The following is an 18,277-nucleotide window of genomic DNA, read 5'->3' on the forward strand; positions in this document are numbered from 1 at the left end:
GAGCCTATTTCTGTTTGCTCTAGACCAAACATGCTCTACATGAGTGAAGCGCGTTAAGCCCAGCCCGTGATTTAGGGCGGGTGAGTGGTACCGCCCGGATGCCATCCGATGCTGGGCTTCAAGCCTGATCTTCAACTCCCCGAGTTTCACTACGAGCGATTCGAGGTAAGAGCCTACTCGGTGTCTTACTACGCTTACCGGGGGCGACTCTTCACTGCCTATCGGTGGGATAAGCAGAAGAAACGCTGCTTCTACTACTTCAACGATCCGGAGAAGATGAAGGCCTACCTGGCCCCCGTCGGGCAGTCCGAGCGGGCACCTGAGACCTACGCCGTGCCGGAGGAGCTGCTGCAGGACTGACTGTCGCTGCACCACGCCTTCCCCTCAGGATGACTGGAGAAATGACTTTTCATCCCGCCCTCGATCCGACACGTTTGGCAAGATGTGCCCTTCTCTCTCCTCCGAGTCACAGCCTGCACCCATCATCATTGGCGACTACCCGGTAGTACCCCGCCAGCGTTACACGCCAGAGAAACCGCATCCGCAGATTCATCAAGCCTGCCTGGACGTCAGAGGAGAAATCCTTGAGCTGTTGCGCTCCTTCCAAGCCTACGAACAGGAGTTGCTGAGCGTCCCGACGGAGCCCCAAGCGGATGCACCCCAACAGTTCGCCTGGAATAACGGCTTTTTGGCCTTTTTGGATGCGATGGGCCTCTATGGTTTCCTTGCCCAGCAGAAGCCACGCAATTATTTGGAGATTGGGTCCGGCAATTCCACCCGTTTGGCCCATGCGGCTCGGCAAAAGCACAGCCCACACACCCGAATTACCTCAATAGACCCGTTTCCCCGGGCGGAAATCGATGCCCTCTGTGATGAAGTGATTCGTGCGCCGCTAGAAGAAACCGACCTGAAGTGGATTGAGCGACTGGATGCGGGCGATATTCTGTTTTTCGACGGTTCACACCGCGTGTTCCAGAATTCCGACGTAGAGGTGTTTTTCCTGGAGGTGCTGCCGCGGCTGCGGCCCGGGGTCCTAGTGCAGGTCCATGATATTTTCTGGCCGATCGACTATCCTCAGGGGATCATGGACCGGTTTTACTCCGAGCAGTACATGTTGGGTATGCTCATCGCTTTTGCCCCGGAAAAGATCCGTATCCGGCTGCCCAACACGTTTATTTCCCTCAACGAAGCGCTCGAACCCCATTTCCCTCGCCTGCTCGGGGGCGGGAACGTCCCGCGCGAGCACTGGCACGGCTGCTCTTTCTGGTTTGAGTGGCTGGGATAACTTAGCAAAAAGCCTCCCGCCGTGGCAACTGCGAGAGGCTCCTGAAAGCTAACGGCTTTCGTGCCCGGCCTACGCGCGCTTGCGGCGCAGGGCGATCAGGCCGAGGGCACCGAGACCCGCAAAGGCGGCCACCGTCGAGGGCTCGGGCACGGCCCCGACCTGGCTCCAGTTGGCTGGGTCAGTGACACCGAGGGAATTGGAGGCCTGGACCGAGCCGGTGCTGGTCAAGAGGTAATCGTAGCCTGCGTAGAGGGACCAGAATTGGACGGAATCTCCATCCGTGACCGTGTAGTTCGTAGAGTCAGCGCTGTAGCCATAAAAGTTCGAGCTGCTGACGTTACCGTCTGCATCGGTCTCAAAGGTATTCCCGGAAACGAAGGTACCGCCAAACGGGGTGTAAATCGTGGCGACATAGCCGCCATTGCCAATGTTGAACTCGATGCTCTGCAGGTCGGCCGGGGTCCAGATCTGGCTTTCCACCGAAGTACCTCCGTTGTCGAGCGCAATGGTAATCGTCACCGGCGTCTCGGCGTCAAAAGCGCCGAAAGCCTGGGAGAGCGTGTCTGAAAAGAGAAACGAAAACTCGAGCGCCTGAACGCTCGGGACGATGGCTAACGCCGCTAATGAAAAGAGGTTACGCATGTTCACGACACGCGAATTATGTAAACCCAAGACCCTGGTCAACCTGATAAAACAACCTATCAACAAGCGGGCCAGTTTTGCGGCTGTGTAATAAGCAACCGCCATGAATCTTCCCTCCACGGGCCCATTTGCAGCCATTGAAAATCAGCGTAGTGCGTTCGTATGCCCTCACCTCCGCCCTTGCCTTGTGCGGGCGGATGGGCATGATGCGGCGTTTCATGGACGCAGCCAGCATGATTCCGTTCCTCAAGCACCTCAGCGCCGAGAGCGCCAAGGTGATCAACCCGCTCTTCTTCAACCCCGACCTCCAAGTCGAGTGGAAGGAAGACAACACCCCGGTGACGTACGCCGACAAGAAGGCCGAAGAGGTCTTGCGCGAGCTCATCGGCAAGGAATTCCCCGACCACGGCATCGTGGGCGAGGAGTTCCCCAACGTAAACGAGGAGGCCGAATACACCTGGGTGCTCGACCCGATCGACGGCACGCGGTCCTTCGCCGCCGGCACCCCCCACTTCGGCACGCTCATCTGCCTGCGCAAGAACAAGCAACCCATCTGGGGCGTCATCCACATCTGCGCGCTCAACCGCCTCTACATCGGTAACAACGAGACGTGCTGGATGAACGACCGCCCGGTGAAGATGCGCGAAACGCCGGACCTCAAGAACTGCTTCCTGCTCACCACCGACCCGAAGCGCCCCTACCTCCACCACAGCACCGAAGGCTGGAACAAGCTGCTCGCCTCCACCGACCAGTTCCGCAGCTGGGGCGACTGCTTTGGCTACACCCTGCTTGCCAGCGGTGGCGCCGACATCATGTGCGACCCCAAGATGAGCCTGTGGGACATGGCCGCGCTCCTGCCCGTGATCCGTGGCGCCGGTGCCGCCGTCTCCAACTGGAACGGCAACGACCCGGTCGGCTCCGACAGCCTCATCGCGGCCCACCCCCGCCACCACGCGAAGATCATCGAGATCCTCAACCCGTAGGCTGGCGCACAACTCCTTTTGCACCAAGCGTGGACTGGCAACAGTCCACGCTTTTTTGTTTGTCGCGACGTAAGCAGAACCTCTTTTACAATTGGGGGTTATATCTCATAGGTCAGATTACTTAAAGGTTAACAGGCGGGAACCGCTTTAAAGGATAACCCAACATCCCCATGACAATCGCCCGCAAACTTCTCGTCATTCTGGCCGCCTCGACCCTCGGGCTGGCCCTCCTCCTCGCACTTGGGCATTACATTATCCGTGATAGTATCGACGAGGCCCGCCACTTGGTTCAAGGGACCTACGCCCCCATCGTCGAGCGCGACCTGCCAAAGATGGCTGCCATGGAAGGTGCCATCACGCTGCTGCTCAATGCCGACCGCGACGCCTACCAGGCCGAACTCGCCCAGCAAAAAGGCGCGCATACCAATCGCGAAGAAGCCCTCCAGAAATATATCGCCGAAGCCGACGAGAACATCGGGCAAGTCATTGAGCGGGTGACGCTGGCAAGCGAAGAATTTACGCCCGAGATGGACGAAACGTTCGCCCGGGTCCAGAAGCAGCACATTGCCTGGAAGGCCGAGCTGACCGAGTCCCTCCAACTGAGCGCGCAAATTCTGGCCGAGACCGATGCCGAAGCCGACGAGGCCCTCATCGAGCAGCGCCGCGCCCAGCAGGAGCATGTCGACAAAACCTTTAGCGCCATGCGCGCCAGTATCGACGAGCTGGTCGGCTTTTTCGAAGGCTACATCGCCACCGCCAATGAGCAACTGAAGGCGAAGAATGAAGCCGCCCTCGTAGCCCGCGCCACCAACGAAGCCCACGCCCACCAGATGCTGATCATTTTCTACGCCGTCGGCGGCGCCATCGTGCTCATCATCGCCCTGGCCCTGATCCAGACTACGCGCAGCATCGTCAAGGCGCTCACCAGCTCCATCACGCACCTCAACGAAAGCAGTCAGTCGGTCAATTCCGCCTCCGAGCAGCTCAGCGCCGCCAGCAACACCATTGCCGACGAAGCCGCCGAGCAGGCCGCCGCGCTGGAAGAAACCCTCGCCTCGCTCGAAGAGCTCAACGCCACCACGCAGATGAACACCGAACACGTCTCGCAGACCAGCGACCGCGTGACGGATATCCGCCAAAAGGTGACGCACGGCAGCGAAGTCATGGCCCGCATGCTCGAAGCGATGCAGCAGATCAGCCACAACGCCAACCAGACGGCCACCGTGATGCGCACGATCGACGAAATCGCCTTTCAGACCAACCTCCTGGCGCTCAACGCTGCCGTGGAAGCCGCCCGGGCGGGCGAAGCAGGCCGGGGCTTCGCCGTCGTGGCCGAAGAAGTCCGCAACCTGGCCCAGCGCAGCGCCGAAGCCGCCCGCTCCAGCAGCGGCATGATCGAAGCCTCCCACCGCAGCGCCAAGACGGGCATGGAAACCAGCGAACGCCTCGACGCCTTCCTCCGCGAGCTCGGCGGCGAGATGGACCAGATCGTAAGACTTTCCAACGAAGTGGCCACCGCATCCCGCGAACAGGCCCACGGCATCCAGCAGATCAGCAGCGCCGCCTCGCAGATCGACCAGTCCGTCCAACGCGGTGCCGCCACCGCCGAAGAGACCGCCAGCGCCAGCACCGAGCTCTCCAGCCTCTCGCAGCAGATGCTCCTGGTCGTGGGCGAGCTGCAAAAGATGGTCCAACGCGACGGCAAACGCCGCACTCGCGATGAAGACGGCGACGACCTGCCCTCCGCTTATGGGCACGAAGAGCCCAGCTTCTTTGTCGGCCGCAAACCCGGCCTCGAACCCAAAAAAGCTTCAACTCCTAAATCCCAAACCGAACGCTCTCAGCAGGAACTGATTGAAACCTTCTAAGAGAGTAACATGCGCAAGACAGCATTGATCATCGGCCTGGCCAGCATCGCCGCCCCCCAGCTTCGGGCGGAGGAGACGCAATACTGGGCCGCCTGGACCTTCCCGGAATGGCAAAGCGGCGGTTTTTCCACCGCCACCGCCCTCGAACAATATCACTTCGACGACGGTGACTTCAGCTTCTTCTACATCGGCCAGAAGATCAATTACGCCCTCAACGAGACCTGGAGCATCGGAGCCCACCCGGCCGTGGAAAACTGGCGGCGCGATGGGCGCTGGCAGCAGTATTACCGCCTCGAGCTGGAGGTGACGCCCACCTTCCAGCTGAGCGACAAACTGAGCCTCTCCCTCCGCAACCGCTACGAACTGCGCCGAGAAGAGGGCGAGATGGGAGACTCGGCCGACCGCTACCGCCCGTTGGCCACCGTAACCTACCAGGCTGCGTGGCTGCCCCGAATGACTTCTTACAGCGCATCTTACGAAATGTTTTACAGCTTCGACGCCGAACGGCCCATCGTCCACCGATATTCACCCATTCGCCTCACTTTTAAGCTTAATGAAAACATCTCCACAGCCGTATATTACCTTTATCAAAGCAAGCGTCAGGGCCTGAGCAACGAGTGGGATGGCACCCACGTCCTCGGCCTCTCCAGCAAATTGAAATTCTGACGCCCGACTTTTCACAGAAGAGAGCGAGATAGAGAGACAGAGTGAGATAGAGAAGAGCAACCAATCATAGCCCCGCCCACCCGGGCGGGGCTTCTTTATCCACCCATTACGTTGTCTCCCTCCCACCGCAGGCCCCATCCGGCACGACACTTGCGCCACGCTGCGCCGTTCCTTCTTCCCACTTCCTTCTTGCGCCTGCAGGGCGCACTTCGCGTTATACCTCGACCTTTTTGTCACAAACACGTTCCGAACATGTCTCGAATCAGCAACATCCTCACCCTCCTGGCCCTTCTGCTGGGCAGCGCCGCCTGCTTGAAGGCCGAACCGACCCAGTACTGGGCCGCCTGGGCCTTCGACGTCTGGGAAAGCGGTGACTTTTCCACCCAGACCAATCTGGAAAACCGCCACACCGATGGGCTGAAGCTCGACTACCTTCGCCTGACGCAAAAATTCGAGTACCAGCTCAACGACACCTGGGCCTTCGTCATCAGCCCCACCATCGAATCCCAGCGTCGCCCCGGCGACTGGCGCGAGACCTACCGCCTGGAATTCGAGCTCAACCCCACCTTCAAGCTGACGGACCGCCTCTCCCTCAAGCTGCGCAACCGCTACGAAGCACGCCGCCGCGAAGGCTCCGGCAACGAAGCCTTCGACCGCTTCCGCCACCGCACCATGCTGACCTACAAGGCCGCCTGGCTCCCCGGGATGACCTCCGTCAGCATCGCCAACGAGATCTACTACGACTTCAATGCCGAGCGCCTCATGACCAATCGCTTTTACCCGGTCATGCTCGGCTTCAAGATCAACGATCACATCAAGGCCAGCACCTACTACATGTATCAGTCGGGCCGCACCGCCGTGCAGAGCGACGACTGGGCGGGCTTCCACGTCATCGGCGTCTCCAGCACCTTCTCGTTTTAAGACCCGAGAAAACCATCCCTTTGATGAAGCCCCGTTTTAACCAACGGGGCTTTTTTGTGCGCGGTTCGCGAAGGCGATACGGGGGCACCCCACTACCCCACCGATTGCGCGAGCAGCATGAGGCCGAGCTGCACGAGGCCCACAATAAAGCCGATCACGCCGCCGAGCAGCTCGATCTGGCGAAACTCCTGCCCGGCCAAGCGGTGGATGACCGCCTCCAGCTGGCCCAAATCGAACGCCTCCACCTTTTCGCGCACGAGACGCTGCACATCGAGGTGCTGCTCCGCCTCGTTGGCAAAGCGCGCCTTGATCGGCTCCGCTTGCCGCGTCATCTCCTCCAGCGCGATCTTGTGCACCTGCCCCAACATGCTGTCGTTGAGGAAGCTACCGACCAGCGGCATCTTTTTCAGGCGCGGGCCCATGCGCTCGTAGATCAACGTGTCGGCCGCCTGACGTAGGTAGGGGTTGAGGTCGATCTTCTGGATCTCGGCCTTCAAGGTGTGGGAGGTCAGCAGCTCGGTCGCCACGATTTCGCCCGTCTTGGAGGCGATCTCACGCTGGCGGCGCGGGATCAGGCCCTGGTAGCGAATGCCGAGCAGCCGCTTCTCCTCGCGCGGGCTGAAGAGCATATGGATAGCCAGCCGATTGGTCAGCCAGCCAATCAGGGCGGAGATAAACGGGAGCGTTGCCAGAATGATCCACTGCATGGGGTTATGCAATAAGGCGCGGGATGGGCCGTAATGCAAGTTTTGGGGCCATGCTTGGCGCAGGCGCGCAAACGTGTCACTGGTAAAACCATGAGCGAGCGCGCACCCCTCGTGCAACCCACCGAGTCCGGCCCCTACTGCGCGGCGGGCGATTTTTACATCGACCCATGGCGCCCCGTCGACCGGGCAGTGATCACCCACGCGCACAGTGACCACGCGCGCCGGGGTGCCCGCATTTACCTGTGCGCCGAGGTGGGCCGCGAAATCCTGCGCGAACGCGTCGGCGGCAGCCAGTCCACGATCGAGACGCTGCCCTACGGCGGCTCGACCACGATCAACGGCGTCAAGGTGTCGCTGCACCCCGCCGGGCATATCCTCGGCAGCGCGCAGGTGCGGATCGAGCACCAAGGTGAGGTGTGGGTTGTCAGTGGAGACTACAACCCGACGCACGCCAGCAACTCCTGCACCCCGTGGGAGCCCGTGCGCTGCCACACCTTCATCACCGAATCGACCTTCGGGCTGCCGATCTACCGCTGGCCGGAGCCCCAGGAAGTCTTTGGCGAGATCCACGCCTGGTGGCGGCGCAATCAGGAGCAGGGCCTCGCCAGCGTATTGCCCGCCTACCCGCTCGGCAAGAGCCAGCGCCTACTGGCCGGGCTCGACGCTTCCCTCGGGCCGATTGCCGTGCACGGGAGCGTAAAGACCTACCTGCCGATGTACGAGCGCGCCGGGGTGAAGCTCGCGCCAACCATGCCCTTGAGCGAGGAATCCGTGCCCGAGCTGAAGGGCCGGGGCCTGATCGTGACCTCCTCCGCCGCGCAGGAAGTGGGGCTGATCCGCAAGCTCGGCGGCGTCAGTTGGGCCTTTGCCAGTGGCTGGATGATGACCCGCGCCGCCCGCCGCAATCGCGACTTCGACCGCGGCTTCGTGCTCAGCGACCACGCGGACTGGCCCGGCCTGCTCAAGGCCGTCGAAGCGACCGGGGCGGAGCGCATCGGTGTCACCCACGGCCAAGTCGACGCCTTCAGCCGCTACCTGCGCGAGCAGGGCAAAGACGCCTACGTTTTCCCCACCCGCTACGTCGGGGAAGCACAAGGCGAAGGCCTGCAGGAAGACACCCCCGCCGAAGCCGCCCGCCCTGAGTCGGTTGACACTCCCCGCGCCGAGGCCTAGACCCCGTAAACGATGTACGAGCTCCTTTACTTCCTCCAGCTTGCGCTGACGGTTTACGCCCTCTACCACGCCTTCCGGCATGGCGCACCCTGGTGGTGGTTCCTGCTCATCTTTTTCTTCCAGCCGCTGGGCGCGATCATCTACCTCGTGGTGGAAGTATTGCCGGGGATGCGCGCGCAAAACAACCAGGTGCGCATGGCCAGTGCGCATCGCTCCGAGCCGACCAAATCCGACGTAAAATCTCTGCGTCGACAGGCCGAGGAAACGCCTACGCCGCGCAATTACGCCCTGCTGGCCGATGCCCTCGCCCGCAACGGCGAGCCGGAAGAAGCCGTGCGCCTTTATCGCGAAGAGTGCCTGCACGGCCACAACGCGACCGATGCCGAGCTGCTGGAAGGCCTCGTGCGGGCCCAACTGGCGGCCAAGGACGGCCCCGGTGCGCTCGATACGCTCGACCGCATCCCCGACCAAGGCATCTCCGCCGAAAAGCAGGAGCGCCAGCTGTTGCGAGGGCGCGCGCTGATGCTGGCCGAGCGGAATGAGGAGGCGCTCGCTCTGCTGGAGCAGCTCGTGACCGTCTACCCCGGCGAAGAGGCCCGCGTCTGCCTCGGCGAAACGCAGGCCAAGCTCGGCCAGAGCGAAAAAGCCCGGGAGACCTTTCAGGAAGTGATCCGCAACGTGCGCCGCCTCAAGGGCAACTGGCGCCAGCGGCAAGTGACCTTCCTCCGGCGCGCCCAGCGAGGGTTGAAGAGCCTGTAGCGGCTTATTGAGTGGACAAAGACGGAGCCTTATTCACCACACGCGAGCTTTTATTTACACCACAGTGGCACCCATCTGGGGTGCATTCTTGATCCTTAGAAATCCCGGAGTGTCGGTCCGCTACTGCGGACCTCAACCCCGCGCTGAGAGCTGGCAAGCCTTTGGCTTGCTGGATGATGCAGCATCCCGGAGGGATGCCAGCAAGATAGCCGGTGGTTGAGGACGCTTGGCGTCCGACACCACCGGATAGTTTCGAACCAGAGTTTGCACCCTGGAAGGGTGCCACTGCGAAAGGGCTCGCTCAAAAGGACACTAGCAGGTTTTCGGCGGGTAGATGAGGATAGCCGCCTAGCGCGTTAGGCTTGTGGCCGGTGCGGTTGGTTGCTAATATCCAGACTGTTAGCCCAACCACCCGTCGATCTCCCTTGCCATGAAGTATTTTCGCCCCTGCCTCTGCCTGTTCCTCACCGGTACCCTCGGCCTTTCCGCCGCCCTCACCCCGCCCAGCTCCGACTGGAGGGACTACACCGCCTCCCAGCACCCCGACCTCGCCACCATGCGCTGGATGGGCTCGGGTGAAGATTTCTGGCCTTGGATCTGGTGGTACCCGCAGCTCAAGTGGATCTACCTCGACCACCAGGGCACCAGCGCAAGCGATCCCTACCGCTTCTGGGCAGGGCTGCTGCATCACGACCTGCTCTACGCCTACACCAGCCCGGAGGTGACGCTGCCCGGCGGCCTCTTGCCCGGCGCAAAGTTCCGACTCGCCCGCGATCCCGCCGCCACCGACCGTTTTCTCGACCTCGGCGTCTACCACTGGCGCGACGCCTTCATCGAGGTCGCGATCAACGACGTGGTGGTCCGCCGCCGCCAGATCGAGGCCTGGGAGCCCGCCTATTTCCACCTCGACCTCTATTACTTCGACGCCGGCATCATCCCGCCCGCCAGCGACGGCCAGTTGCGCATCGTCGTCCGCCAGACCACGACCGAAGACCTTGACCCGACCGATGGTATTCCTGATTCCGGGGACACACTGCCGCTGCACAGTATCCCGCTCGTGGCGCTCGACCACCGCGACACGCACCTCCCCGCCTACCGTGCCCACGAGAAAGACGCCCTCGTGGAGGCCTACGAAGACACCTTGGCCGAAGGCGGGCGCTGGGGCTCCAATTCCCACCTCTTCGCGCCCAATGAAGGCTTCCTGAGCCTCGACGGCGTCCACCGCAACCGGTACCCCACGGGGCACTACACGCCGTATACGGTTTTCGACTATATCGACGAGCTGGCGCGTAATTCCGAGGCGATGGACGCCGGCTCGTTCCGCCCCTGGGGCTATCCCTCGCTCGCGCAATATCCCGCCCCCGGCAGCGATCCCCGCGACTCGGTGGAGCCGATCAACCTCTACGCCCAGGACCAGTTTTACGAGCAGATGCTGGAACGCGGCATCCCGGCAGTAGGCACCGTCGTGCCTCCCACATTCCACCCCAGCGTGACATATACCGACAACGGCCAGACCGTAAGCCTGCCCGTGCTCGACGAAACGACCGTGCGCACGCACTACGCGACCGATTGGCCCACCGGCACCAACTTCCTGATCGACAACCCCACCCGCCTGGCCGACACCGGCGAATGGGTGCGCTATGAGGTGGGCCTCATCTTCAACGGCCAGAACCAGTTGCTCGACGGCCAGACGACCTTTTACTTTTACGCGCCCGACGGCACGGCCTACTTTGGCAACGGCCCCGTCATCAGCCCCACCGACCCGACCCGCATGCGCATCTGGCTCTTCGAGGGCGCCGACACGATCCCCGCCCTCGATACCACGGCTTACCACACCGCCTACCTGCAGCCGTGGGACGCCGAGCGTATCCTGACCCGCCTCAGCAATCAGGGCTACTCGTTCTTTGCCCACGACGAGGCGCTGCGCATCCCTCTCTTTTTCGTGCGCCGCTACCAGCACAGCGTGCCTGCCTGGGAGTTTGGCAACGAGCCCGATATCACCCCGCTCTTCTGGGATGCCTCTGGCGACACCATGCGCGCCGAAGCCCGCGCCGACTTCTTTGCCTGGCTCGACGCGCTCCTGACCGATCCCGCCACCGCCACGCAACACGTCTCCGCCGGTGCCTTCGCCGATGTCTCCAGCCTCATCACCGTCTACGGCGCGCCCGGCGGTGCCTTCCCCACCCTCCTCGACGGCCTGGAAGCCCGTGCGCTCGACGCCCTCAGCTTTCACCACTACTGGCGGGCGGACCGGCAGAACTACCTCAACTTCCTCTCTCGCCTGCAAAACGAAGCGCTCTACCTGCTCGACTATACCACCCGCCCCCTCGTGCTCTCCGAGATCGGCTACCTCGACTATGGCACGCTGGATGGCATTGCCGCGCAGCCTTACCTGATCCGCGACGTGGACGACCTGGTGGTCGACGCCCCCACCTACGGCGTCCATCACGCCCAGCTCTACGTGGGCAACGGCGAGAACTGGATGATCTACTTCGAGCCCTGGAGCGGCTGGCACGCGAGCGCCCCCTATCAGCTGACCAACGACGGCATCGACATCGTCTCGCAGCCCAACCAGCCCTTCCTCGACCAATTCCTCGATGCGCAGGATTGAGCGGTGCGGCTTGACTTACCGGGCAAAGCGGTCACGGTAGGAAGAAATCGTAGCACTGTAATATGGCATTGGGCGTTCAGATCCGGCGGTGTATTTACCGCGAACTGAACCGAGTCGCCTACCGAGGCGTTCCCGGTGTTTGCGGCTAAACGGATTGCAGGCCCATCGCGCCTGACCGAGCCGAGCGGACACCGGGCTTGACCACGATTCGAGCCGTCCAGAAACCGCGTCCGCCGCACCGATTCCTTACTCGGCGGGCGCAAAGCGACGGCTGGGAACCCTCGATTGCGCCCCACCTTACGCGGACCACTTCCGCGAGGGGCGCAGGAAGACCGCACCTGCCCTACAGTGAGAATACTTTTCGTTACGGACCTGCATTACCAGCAGCCGTGGTTTGACTGGATCCGCGATCAGGCCCCCGAGCACGACCTCTTGTGCCTCGGTGGCGACCTGCTCGACCAAAACCACCCGGCGCCCCACCACAAACAAGTCGACTGCGTGGGCCAATGGCTGCACGAGCTGACCCAGCCCACCTACCTCTGCAGCGGCAACCACGACCGCCCCTGGGACTCCGCCCGCAGCCGCTGGCTACCCGCCGACTGGCTACACGCGCTAGGCGACGTCCACCTCTGGGCGCACGCCTCCATTGTGCCCTGTGGCGACTTGCGCCTGCTCATCGGCCACTACCACGAGCCCCTGCCGCACGGTGAAGCCGACATCTGGCTCGTCCACACCCCACCGGCAGGCAGCTCGGTCTCTCGCCCCGCCCACGGTCGGGATATGGGCGACCGGCGCCTCGCGATCGAGCTGCACCAACGCCGCCCGGCCCTCGTGCTCTGCGGCCACCAGCACCGGCCCGCCTACTGGTATGCCCGCCTCGGCCCCACCCTCTGCGTCAACCCCGGCCTCAACTGGGGCGCTCCCTTCCCCAACCACGTCGTCGTCGACACCAGCACAGGCCTCGTGCACTGGCACTCCGCCAGCCGCCCGTATGCCGCCGCCACCACCCTCAACCTCCGCCCGCAACTGGCGTCCCTCGCCTGATCGGCCACCCACGACTTTACCATCATGAACACCAAGCCCATTTACCTCAGCCGTCCCGACTACAACCGCCTCAAGGCGCTCGTCAACGCCCTCATCGCCTCCGGCAACAAAGGCGTGGCCCTGCATAACCTCCATACCGAAATCAGCCGCGCGACCGTGCTAGACCCGGCCAGCATCCCCTCGTTGCTCGTCACCCTGGGCTCCCGCGTGCGTATTCGCGACCTCGATACCGACGAGCGCGAAACCTACACCGTTGTGATGCCGGCGGAAGCCCAAGGCGGCGACCGCATCTCCGTGCTCGCGCCCATCGGGGTGGCGCTGCTCGGCTATGGCGAGGGCGACGAAGTGGCGTGGCAAACCCCGGGTGGCCTGCGCCGCTTCTGGATCGAAGCTGTTGAACAGCCCGCGCCGGAGGCCAAAGCGCCCTCGCCCGACATCCTGGCGCAAATCCTCGGCACGCGCGGCTGATCAAGCTGCCCAAACATTCCGGGATGGTCGCGGGCGGCGCAAATGTCGATAATGTTGCCCCATGCGCCGCTTCACGCAGCTGTTCATCGAGCTCGACGCCTCCAACAAGACCAACGAGAAGGTGCGCGCGCTACGGGAATACTTCCAGAGCGCGCCGCCGGAGGATGCCGCATGGACGCTATGGTTCCTCATCGGCAAGCGCTTCCCGGCCCTCGTGAAGAGCGCCCGCCTGCGCGAGTGGACGAGCGACCTCTCCGGCTATCCCGACTGGCTCGTCGCCGAGTGCTACGAGCGCGTGGGTGACGGCGCGGAAACCGTCGCCCTGCTCCTGCCGGAGGCCCACCCCGAAGGGCTCGAAGAACCGCTGCACGACGTGGTGCAAGAGCGCCTGCTGGCCTTGCGCGACTGGGACGACCTCGTGCAATTCCAGCTCCTGCGCGAGACCTGGGCCCAGCTCGACCGCCGCCAGCTCTTCGTCTTCAACAAGATGCTGACGGGAGCCTTTCGTGTGGGAGTCAGCCGCAGCCTTGTGATCCGGGGCGTGGCGGAAGCGGCGGAGCTCGACCGCGGCACCGTCGCCCACCGCCTGATGGGCGACTGGCAGCCCTCGCCCGAGTTTTTCCAGCGCCTCATCGCCAAAGGCGAGACCGATGAAGACGCCTCGCGCCCGTATCCCTTTTACCTCGCCAGCCCGACCGACCAGCCAACGACCGAACTGGGTGAGCGCGCGCAGTGGCAGGTGGAGTGGAAGTGGGACGGCATCCGCGCCCAACTCATCAAGCGCCATGGCCAGCTTTACCTGTGGTCTCGCGGCGACGAACTCGTGACCGAGGCCTACCCGGAGGTGATCCAGGCGGCAGCGCGCCTGCCCAACGGCACCGTGCTCGACGGCGAGCTGCTCTGCTGGCGCGAGGGACGTCCGTTGGGCTTCAACGCCATGCAGACGCGGATCAGCCGCAAGCAACTGCCCGAACGCATCTTGCGCGACTGCCCGGTCAGCTTCCTCGCCTACGACTGCCTTGAAGACGGCGGGGACGACATCCGCCCGCTACCCCTGCGCGAACGTCGCGCCCGGCTGGAGCGCATCGTGGGCCGCTTGCACGCCGGCGAGCGCCTGTTGACCTCCGAAGTGGTCGACGCGCCCGACTGGGAGACGCTGGAGCAGCGTTGGCAGGAGAGCCGGCAGCGCGGGGTGGAGGGCTTCATGCTCAAGGGGCTCGACTCGCCCTACGAGTCTGGGCGCGTGCGCGGCCAATGGTGGAAGTGGAAGGTGGCGCCCTACACGGCCGATCTGGTCATGATTTACGCACAAGCCGGCCATGGCCGCCGCGCCAGCCTCTTTACCGATTACACCCTCGCGGCGTGGGATGGGGACGAGCTCGTGCCCGTGGCCAAGGCCTACAGCGGCTTGACCGACGCCGAGATCCGCGAGGTCGACCGCTGGGTGAAGCAGCACACGCTCGCCAAACGCGGTCCGGTCCGCACGGTGCCAGCGCATCATGTGTTCGAAATCGCGTTTGAAGGCATCCGCGCCAGCACCCGCCACAAGAGCGGCATCGCCTTCCGCTTCCCCCGCATCCACCGCTGGCGCCAAGACAAAAAGCCCGCCGACGCCGAGCAACTGGAAACCCTCAAGGCCCTCCTGCTTGAAGACGGCGGTCTACCCACCGAACAAAATGGCGAAGTCGCCAGCGGCCCGCTGCAGCAGGAGATGCTGTAGGCCCCCTACCGTCGCCGGCGCGGGAGATCGGTTTCCTTTTCGATCACCGTGTCATCCGGCAGCACGACTTTTTCCAGCTCGACCCAGAAGCTGCCGACCGCCACTTCGCTTTCCATGCGCAGGGGCAGTTGGCGTTTGTCGTCGGAGAACCAGAAATAGATGCTCGCGCCGTCGCTCTTTTTGAAGACGCCGCCGAGGTCCTTTACATTGGGCTCGACCAGTACCGTATCGTATTTGCCGATGCGGAACTTCTTTTCTTCCTTCTTCGTCACCTCCACCGTACTGAGCATCACTTCCTTGCCGTTGGTGGTCGGCGCGCTCAGCTCGGCTCCCAAATCCAGCGGCAGGGTGCGGAGCAGGAAGGTGAGGCCGATGACGTCGTAAATATGGTCCGGCACGGCAATCCATTCGCGGATGGTGCCGTCGGTCACGTTCTGGTAGCGCACGCGGTTCTCGTCCCAATCGAACTCGAAAAGCGTGTCCTTTTCGCTGCCACCCTCGCGCTGCGAATTGACGTAATGCAGGCTACGGGTCAGCCCCAGATCGGTATAGGAAGTGGCCTCGTTGCGCACCTTGTAAAACTTGTCGGCAAAGCTGTTGGTACGGGCCTGCATGGTGAATTTCCACGCGGGCTGGCCCTCCCATTCGGCCTTCTCGGTCTTGATCACGGCCGTGCCGACGGCAAAGATGCCCCAGCCGATCTTGTAATGCAGCTCTTCCCCGGCCTTGAAGGGGATGGGCCGCTCCCCGAGCAGCGGCGCCAACTCGTCCGAGAGCTGGCGCGCGGCAGGGTCGAGCACCGGTTGCGCCCCGGCAGAAATGCACAGGGCGAAGACGGCGCACAAGAGCCCCCAGAGGCGGTGCCGCTGAGGGCTGAACATCATGAAACAGGCGGGAGACACTACCCGTTTAGAGCTATTTGACGCGCATGGCGTTCAAATTCCAGATCTCCTTGGCGTATTGTGCGATCGTGCGGTCGGAAGAGAACTTGCCGACGCGGGCGGTGTTGTAGATCGCCATGCGGGCCCAACGCTTCTTGTCGGCGTAGGCATCGTTGGCCTGGCGCTGCGCCTCCACGTAGGCGCGGAAGTCGGCCAGCGCGAGGTAGGGGTCGCCGCCTTGCAGCAGGCTGTCCTTGATCGGCTTGAGCGCTTCCGGCTCGGAGGGGGTCCAGTAGTTGCTGCCCACCCAGTCGACCACCGCGCGCAGGTCCTCGTCCTGGTAATAGACGTCCCACGGGTTGTAGCCACGAGCGCGCAGGGCTTCGACTTCCTCGACCGTGAGGCCGAAGATGAAGATGTTTTCCGGGCCCACTTCTTCGCGGATTTCCACGTTCGCGCCGTCGAGGGTGCCGACGGTCAGCGCGCCGTTGAGGGCAAACTTCATGTTACCCGTACCGGAGGCTTCCTTGCCTGCGGTGGAGATCTGCTCGGAGATGTCGGCGGCAGGGATCATGCGCTCGGCCAACGTCACGCGGTAGTTGGGCATGAAGAGGACCTTCAGCTTGCCCTTGATCCGGTCGTCGTGGTTGATCTTGGCGCCCACCGCGTTGATCGCGTGGATGATGCGCTTGGCCAGGTAATAGCCCGGCGCGGCCTTGGCACCAAAGAGGAACACGCGCGGCTGCATCTCCATATCCGGATTTTGCAGCAGCTGGCGGTAAAGGTGCAGGATGTGGAGCAGGTTGAGGTGCTGGCGCTTGTATTCGTGCAAGCGCTTGATCTGCACGTCGAAGATCGCATGCGGGTCCACCTTTTCGCCCGTGCGATCGAGGATGATCTGGGCGAGGTGCTCCTTGTTGCGGTGCTTGATCTCCATGAACCGCTCGCGGAACGAGCTGTCGTCGGCGTATTTGTCGAGGCCGCGCAGCTTGTCGAGGTCGAACTGCCAGCCGTCGCCAATGCTGTCGGTAATGAGGGACGACAGCTCGGGGTTGCAGCCCTGCAGCCAGCGACGCGGGGTGATCCCGTTGGTCTTGTTCTGGAGCTTGCCCGGGTAGAGCTCGTCGAAGTCCTTGAAGAGGTCTTCCTTCAGCAAGCGGGTGTGCAGCGCGGCCACGCCGTTGACGGCGGTGGAGCCGATGACCGACAGGTAGGCCATGCGGATCATCTTGGGGCTGCCTTCCTCGATCAGCGAGAGGCGTTGCTTCATCTCGTTGTTGCCGGGCCACTTGGCCTCGACTTCTTCCTCCAGGAAGCGGCGATTCAGCTCGTAAATGATTTGCAGGTGGCGCGGCAGCACCTTTTCGAACAGCGGCACGCTCCACTTTTCCAGCGCCTCGGGCATGAGGGTGTGGTTGGTGTAGTTGAACACCTTGCGCGTAATCGACCAGGCTTCGTCCCAGGCGATTTCCTCTTCGTCGACGAGCAGGCGCATCAGCTCGGCCACGGCCACGGCCGGGTGCGTGTCGTTGAGCTGGATGGTGTTCTTCTCGTGGAACTTGGCCCAGTCGCTGTTGTGCTTGCGCCAGCGGCGGATCACGTCTTGCAGCGAGCAGCTGACGAAGAAGTATTGCTGCACGAGGCGCAGCTCCTTGCCGCTCTCCGAATTGTCGTTCGGGTAAAGGACCTTGGAAATAGTTTCGGCGATCGCCTTCTCACGCACGGCCTCCACGTAGCCGCCGTCGTTGAACACATCGAGGTTGAAGTCCTGCGAGGCACGGCTCTCCCAGAGGCGGAGGAAGTTGACCGTTTCGGCGCCATAGCCGCAGATCGGGATGTCGTAGGGCAGGCCCATGATCTCCTGCGTGTCGATCCACTTCGGGCGCGGGTTGCCGAATTCGTCGAACTGCATGTCGACGCGGCCGTAGACGCGCACGCTCTTCATGTACTCGGGGCGGCGGATCTCCCAGGGGCAGCCAAAGCTGCGCCAGCTGTCGGGGCGCTCCACCTGCTTGCCGCCGATGATCTCCTGGCGGAAAAGGCCAAACTCGTAATAGATACCGTAGCCCACCGCCGGGAGGTTGAGCGTGGCGAGCGAGTCGAGGAAGCAGGCGGCGAGGCGGCCCAAGCCCCCGTTGCCGAGGCCCATGTCGTGCTCTTCGTCGAGGATCTCTTCGAGGTCGAGCCCGAGGTCCTTCATCGCCTTTTCCACCGCCTTGTGCAGGCCGCTGTTCCAGATGTTGTTGTTCAGCATCCGGCCCATCAGGTATTCCAGGCTCAGGTAGTAGACGCGGCGGGCGTTACCCTCGTGGTGGGTACGCATGGTGGCGTTGAAGCGCTCCAGGATCCGGTCGTGGATCGCGTGGCAGGTAGCAATCCACCAGTCGCGCTTGGTCGCGGTTTCGGTATCGCGCGCCAGCGTAAACTTGAGGTGGTTGAGGATCGACTGCTTCAACCCTTTCGCGTCGGTATTGATGTTGAAATTAAAGTTCTTTTCAGCCTGGGCAGAGCTCATTACGACTTAGGTTCGAGTGTTATGCGGTAGAGAT

16 protein-coding genes are annotated in these 18,277 nt (G+C 62.9%); 12 read left to right on the forward strand and 4 right to left on the reverse strand.

Annotated features, from left to right (window positions below; all coding sequences use genetic code 11):
- Window positions 1-180: 180 nt before the first annotated feature.
- The gene (locus tag Q7P63_09235) at window positions 181-360 is read left to right on the forward strand and encodes a hypothetical protein (GenBank protein ID MDP0500268.1); all 180 of its coding nucleotides are present in this window, start codon (window positions 181-183) and stop codon (window positions 358-360) included.
- An 82-nt stretch (window positions 361-442) separates the two neighbouring features.
- Window positions 443-1,285: a class I SAM-dependent methyltransferase gene (locus Q7P63_09240; GenBank protein ID MDP0500269.1), complete on the forward strand. Its 843-nt coding sequence runs from the start codon at window positions 443-445 to the stop codon at window positions 1,283-1,285.
- A gap of 69 nt (window positions 1,286-1,354) precedes the next feature.
- On the opposite strand, the gene Q7P63_09245 is transcribed toward Q7P63_09240, so the two are convergent.
- On the reverse strand, window positions 1,355-1,927 hold the full coding sequence (locus Q7P63_09245; protein MDP0500270.1) for a PEP-CTERM sorting domain-containing protein: 573 nt from the start codon (window positions 1,925-1,927) through the stop codon (window positions 1,355-1,357).
- Window positions 1,928-2,064: 137 nt separating this feature from the next.
- On the opposite strand from Q7P63_09245, the gene Q7P63_09250 reads away from it, so the two are divergent.
- The 4 genes from Q7P63_09250 (at window position 2,065) to Q7P63_09265 (ending at window position 6,365) form a co-directional block, all read left to right on the forward strand.
- Window positions 2,065-2,910, forward strand: a complete 846-nt coding sequence (locus tag Q7P63_09250; protein MDP0500271.1) for an inositol monophosphatase family protein — start codon at window positions 2,065-2,067, stop codon at window positions 2,908-2,910.
- A gap of 170 nt (window positions 2,911-3,080) precedes the next feature.
- Window positions 3,081-4,778, forward strand: coding sequence for a methyl-accepting chemotaxis protein (locus Q7P63_09255; protein MDP0500272.1), 1,698 nt, complete (start codon window positions 3,081-3,083; stop codon window positions 4,776-4,778).
- A gap of 9 nt (window positions 4,779-4,787) precedes the next feature.
- Complete coding sequence (locus Q7P63_09260) at window positions 4,788-5,444, forward strand: DUF2490 domain-containing protein (protein ID MDP0500273.1); 657 nt, start codon at window positions 4,788-4,790, stop codon at window positions 5,442-5,444.
- Between the two features lie 252 nt (window positions 5,445-5,696).
- Window positions 5,697-6,365 (forward strand): DUF2490 domain-containing protein, encoded by a 669-nt coding sequence (locus tag Q7P63_09265; protein ID MDP0500274.1) that lies wholly within the window; start codon window positions 5,697-5,699, stop codon window positions 6,363-6,365.
- A 92-nt stretch (window positions 6,366-6,457) separates the two neighbouring features.
- Here the strand turns inward: Q7P63_09265 and Q7P63_09270 are convergent, their stop codons facing one another.
- Window positions 6,458-7,072, reverse strand: coding sequence for a DUF445 family protein (locus tag Q7P63_09270; protein MDP0500275.1), 615 nt, complete (start codon window positions 7,070-7,072; stop codon window positions 6,458-6,460).
- A 90-nt stretch (window positions 7,073-7,162) separates the two neighbouring features.
- On the opposite strand from Q7P63_09270, the gene Q7P63_09275 reads away from it, so the two are divergent.
- From Q7P63_09275 to Q7P63_09300, 6 genes are all read left to right on the forward strand, one after another.
- Window positions 7,163-8,245 carry a ligase-associated DNA damage response exonuclease gene (locus Q7P63_09275; GenBank protein ID MDP0500276.1) on the forward strand — a complete coding sequence of 361 codons (1,083 nt, stop codon included), beginning with the start codon at window positions 7,163-7,165 and terminating at the stop codon, window positions 8,243-8,245.
- 12 nt (window positions 8,246-8,257) lie between these two features.
- Window positions 8,258-9,004, forward strand: coding sequence for a tetratricopeptide repeat protein (locus Q7P63_09280; GenBank protein MDP0500277.1), 747 nt, complete (start codon window positions 8,258-8,260; stop codon window positions 9,002-9,004).
- A 430-nt stretch (window positions 9,005-9,434) separates the two neighbouring features.
- Complete coding sequence (locus Q7P63_09285; protein MDP0500278.1) at window positions 9,435-11,615, forward strand: hypothetical protein; 2,181 nt, start codon at window positions 9,435-9,437, stop codon at window positions 11,613-11,615.
- A gap of 348 nt (window positions 11,616-11,963) precedes the next feature.
- Complete coding sequence (locus tag Q7P63_09290) at window positions 11,964-12,659, forward strand: metallophosphoesterase family protein (protein MDP0500279.1); 696 nt, start codon at window positions 11,964-11,966, stop codon at window positions 12,657-12,659.
- Window positions 12,660-12,683: 24 nt separating this feature from the next.
- Entirely contained in the window at window positions 12,684-13,127 is a 444-nt protein-coding gene (locus tag Q7P63_09295) for a GreA/GreB family elongation factor (protein ID MDP0500280.1), read from the forward strand.
- A gap of 61 nt (window positions 13,128-13,188) precedes the next feature.
- Window positions 13,189-14,847 (forward strand): ATP-dependent DNA ligase, encoded by a 1,659-nt coding sequence (locus Q7P63_09300; GenBank protein ID MDP0500281.1) that lies wholly within the window; start codon window positions 13,189-13,191, stop codon window positions 14,845-14,847.
- Window positions 14,848-14,852: 5 nt separating this feature from the next.
- On the opposite strand, the gene Q7P63_09305 is transcribed toward Q7P63_09300, so the two are convergent.
- Together Q7P63_09305 and Q7P63_09310 are read right to left on the reverse strand one after the other, a co-directional pair.
- Window positions 14,853-15,731 (reverse strand): DUF3108 domain-containing protein, encoded by an 879-nt coding sequence (locus tag Q7P63_09305; GenBank protein ID MDP0500282.1) that lies wholly within the window; start codon window positions 15,729-15,731, stop codon window positions 14,853-14,855.
- Window positions 15,732-15,762: 31 nt separating this feature from the next.
- Window positions 15,763-18,243: a glycogen/starch/alpha-glucan phosphorylase gene (locus Q7P63_09310; protein ID MDP0500283.1), complete on the reverse strand. Its 2,481-nt coding sequence runs from the start codon at window positions 18,241-18,243 to the stop codon at window positions 15,763-15,765.
- Window positions 18,244-18,277 lie beyond the last annotated feature (34 nt).

It is taken from the genome of Verrucomicrobiota bacterium JB022, from assembly GCA_030673845.1.
Taxonomy (GTDB): Bacteria; Verrucomicrobiota; Verrucomicrobiia; order Opitutales; family Oceanipulchritudinaceae; genus WOUP01.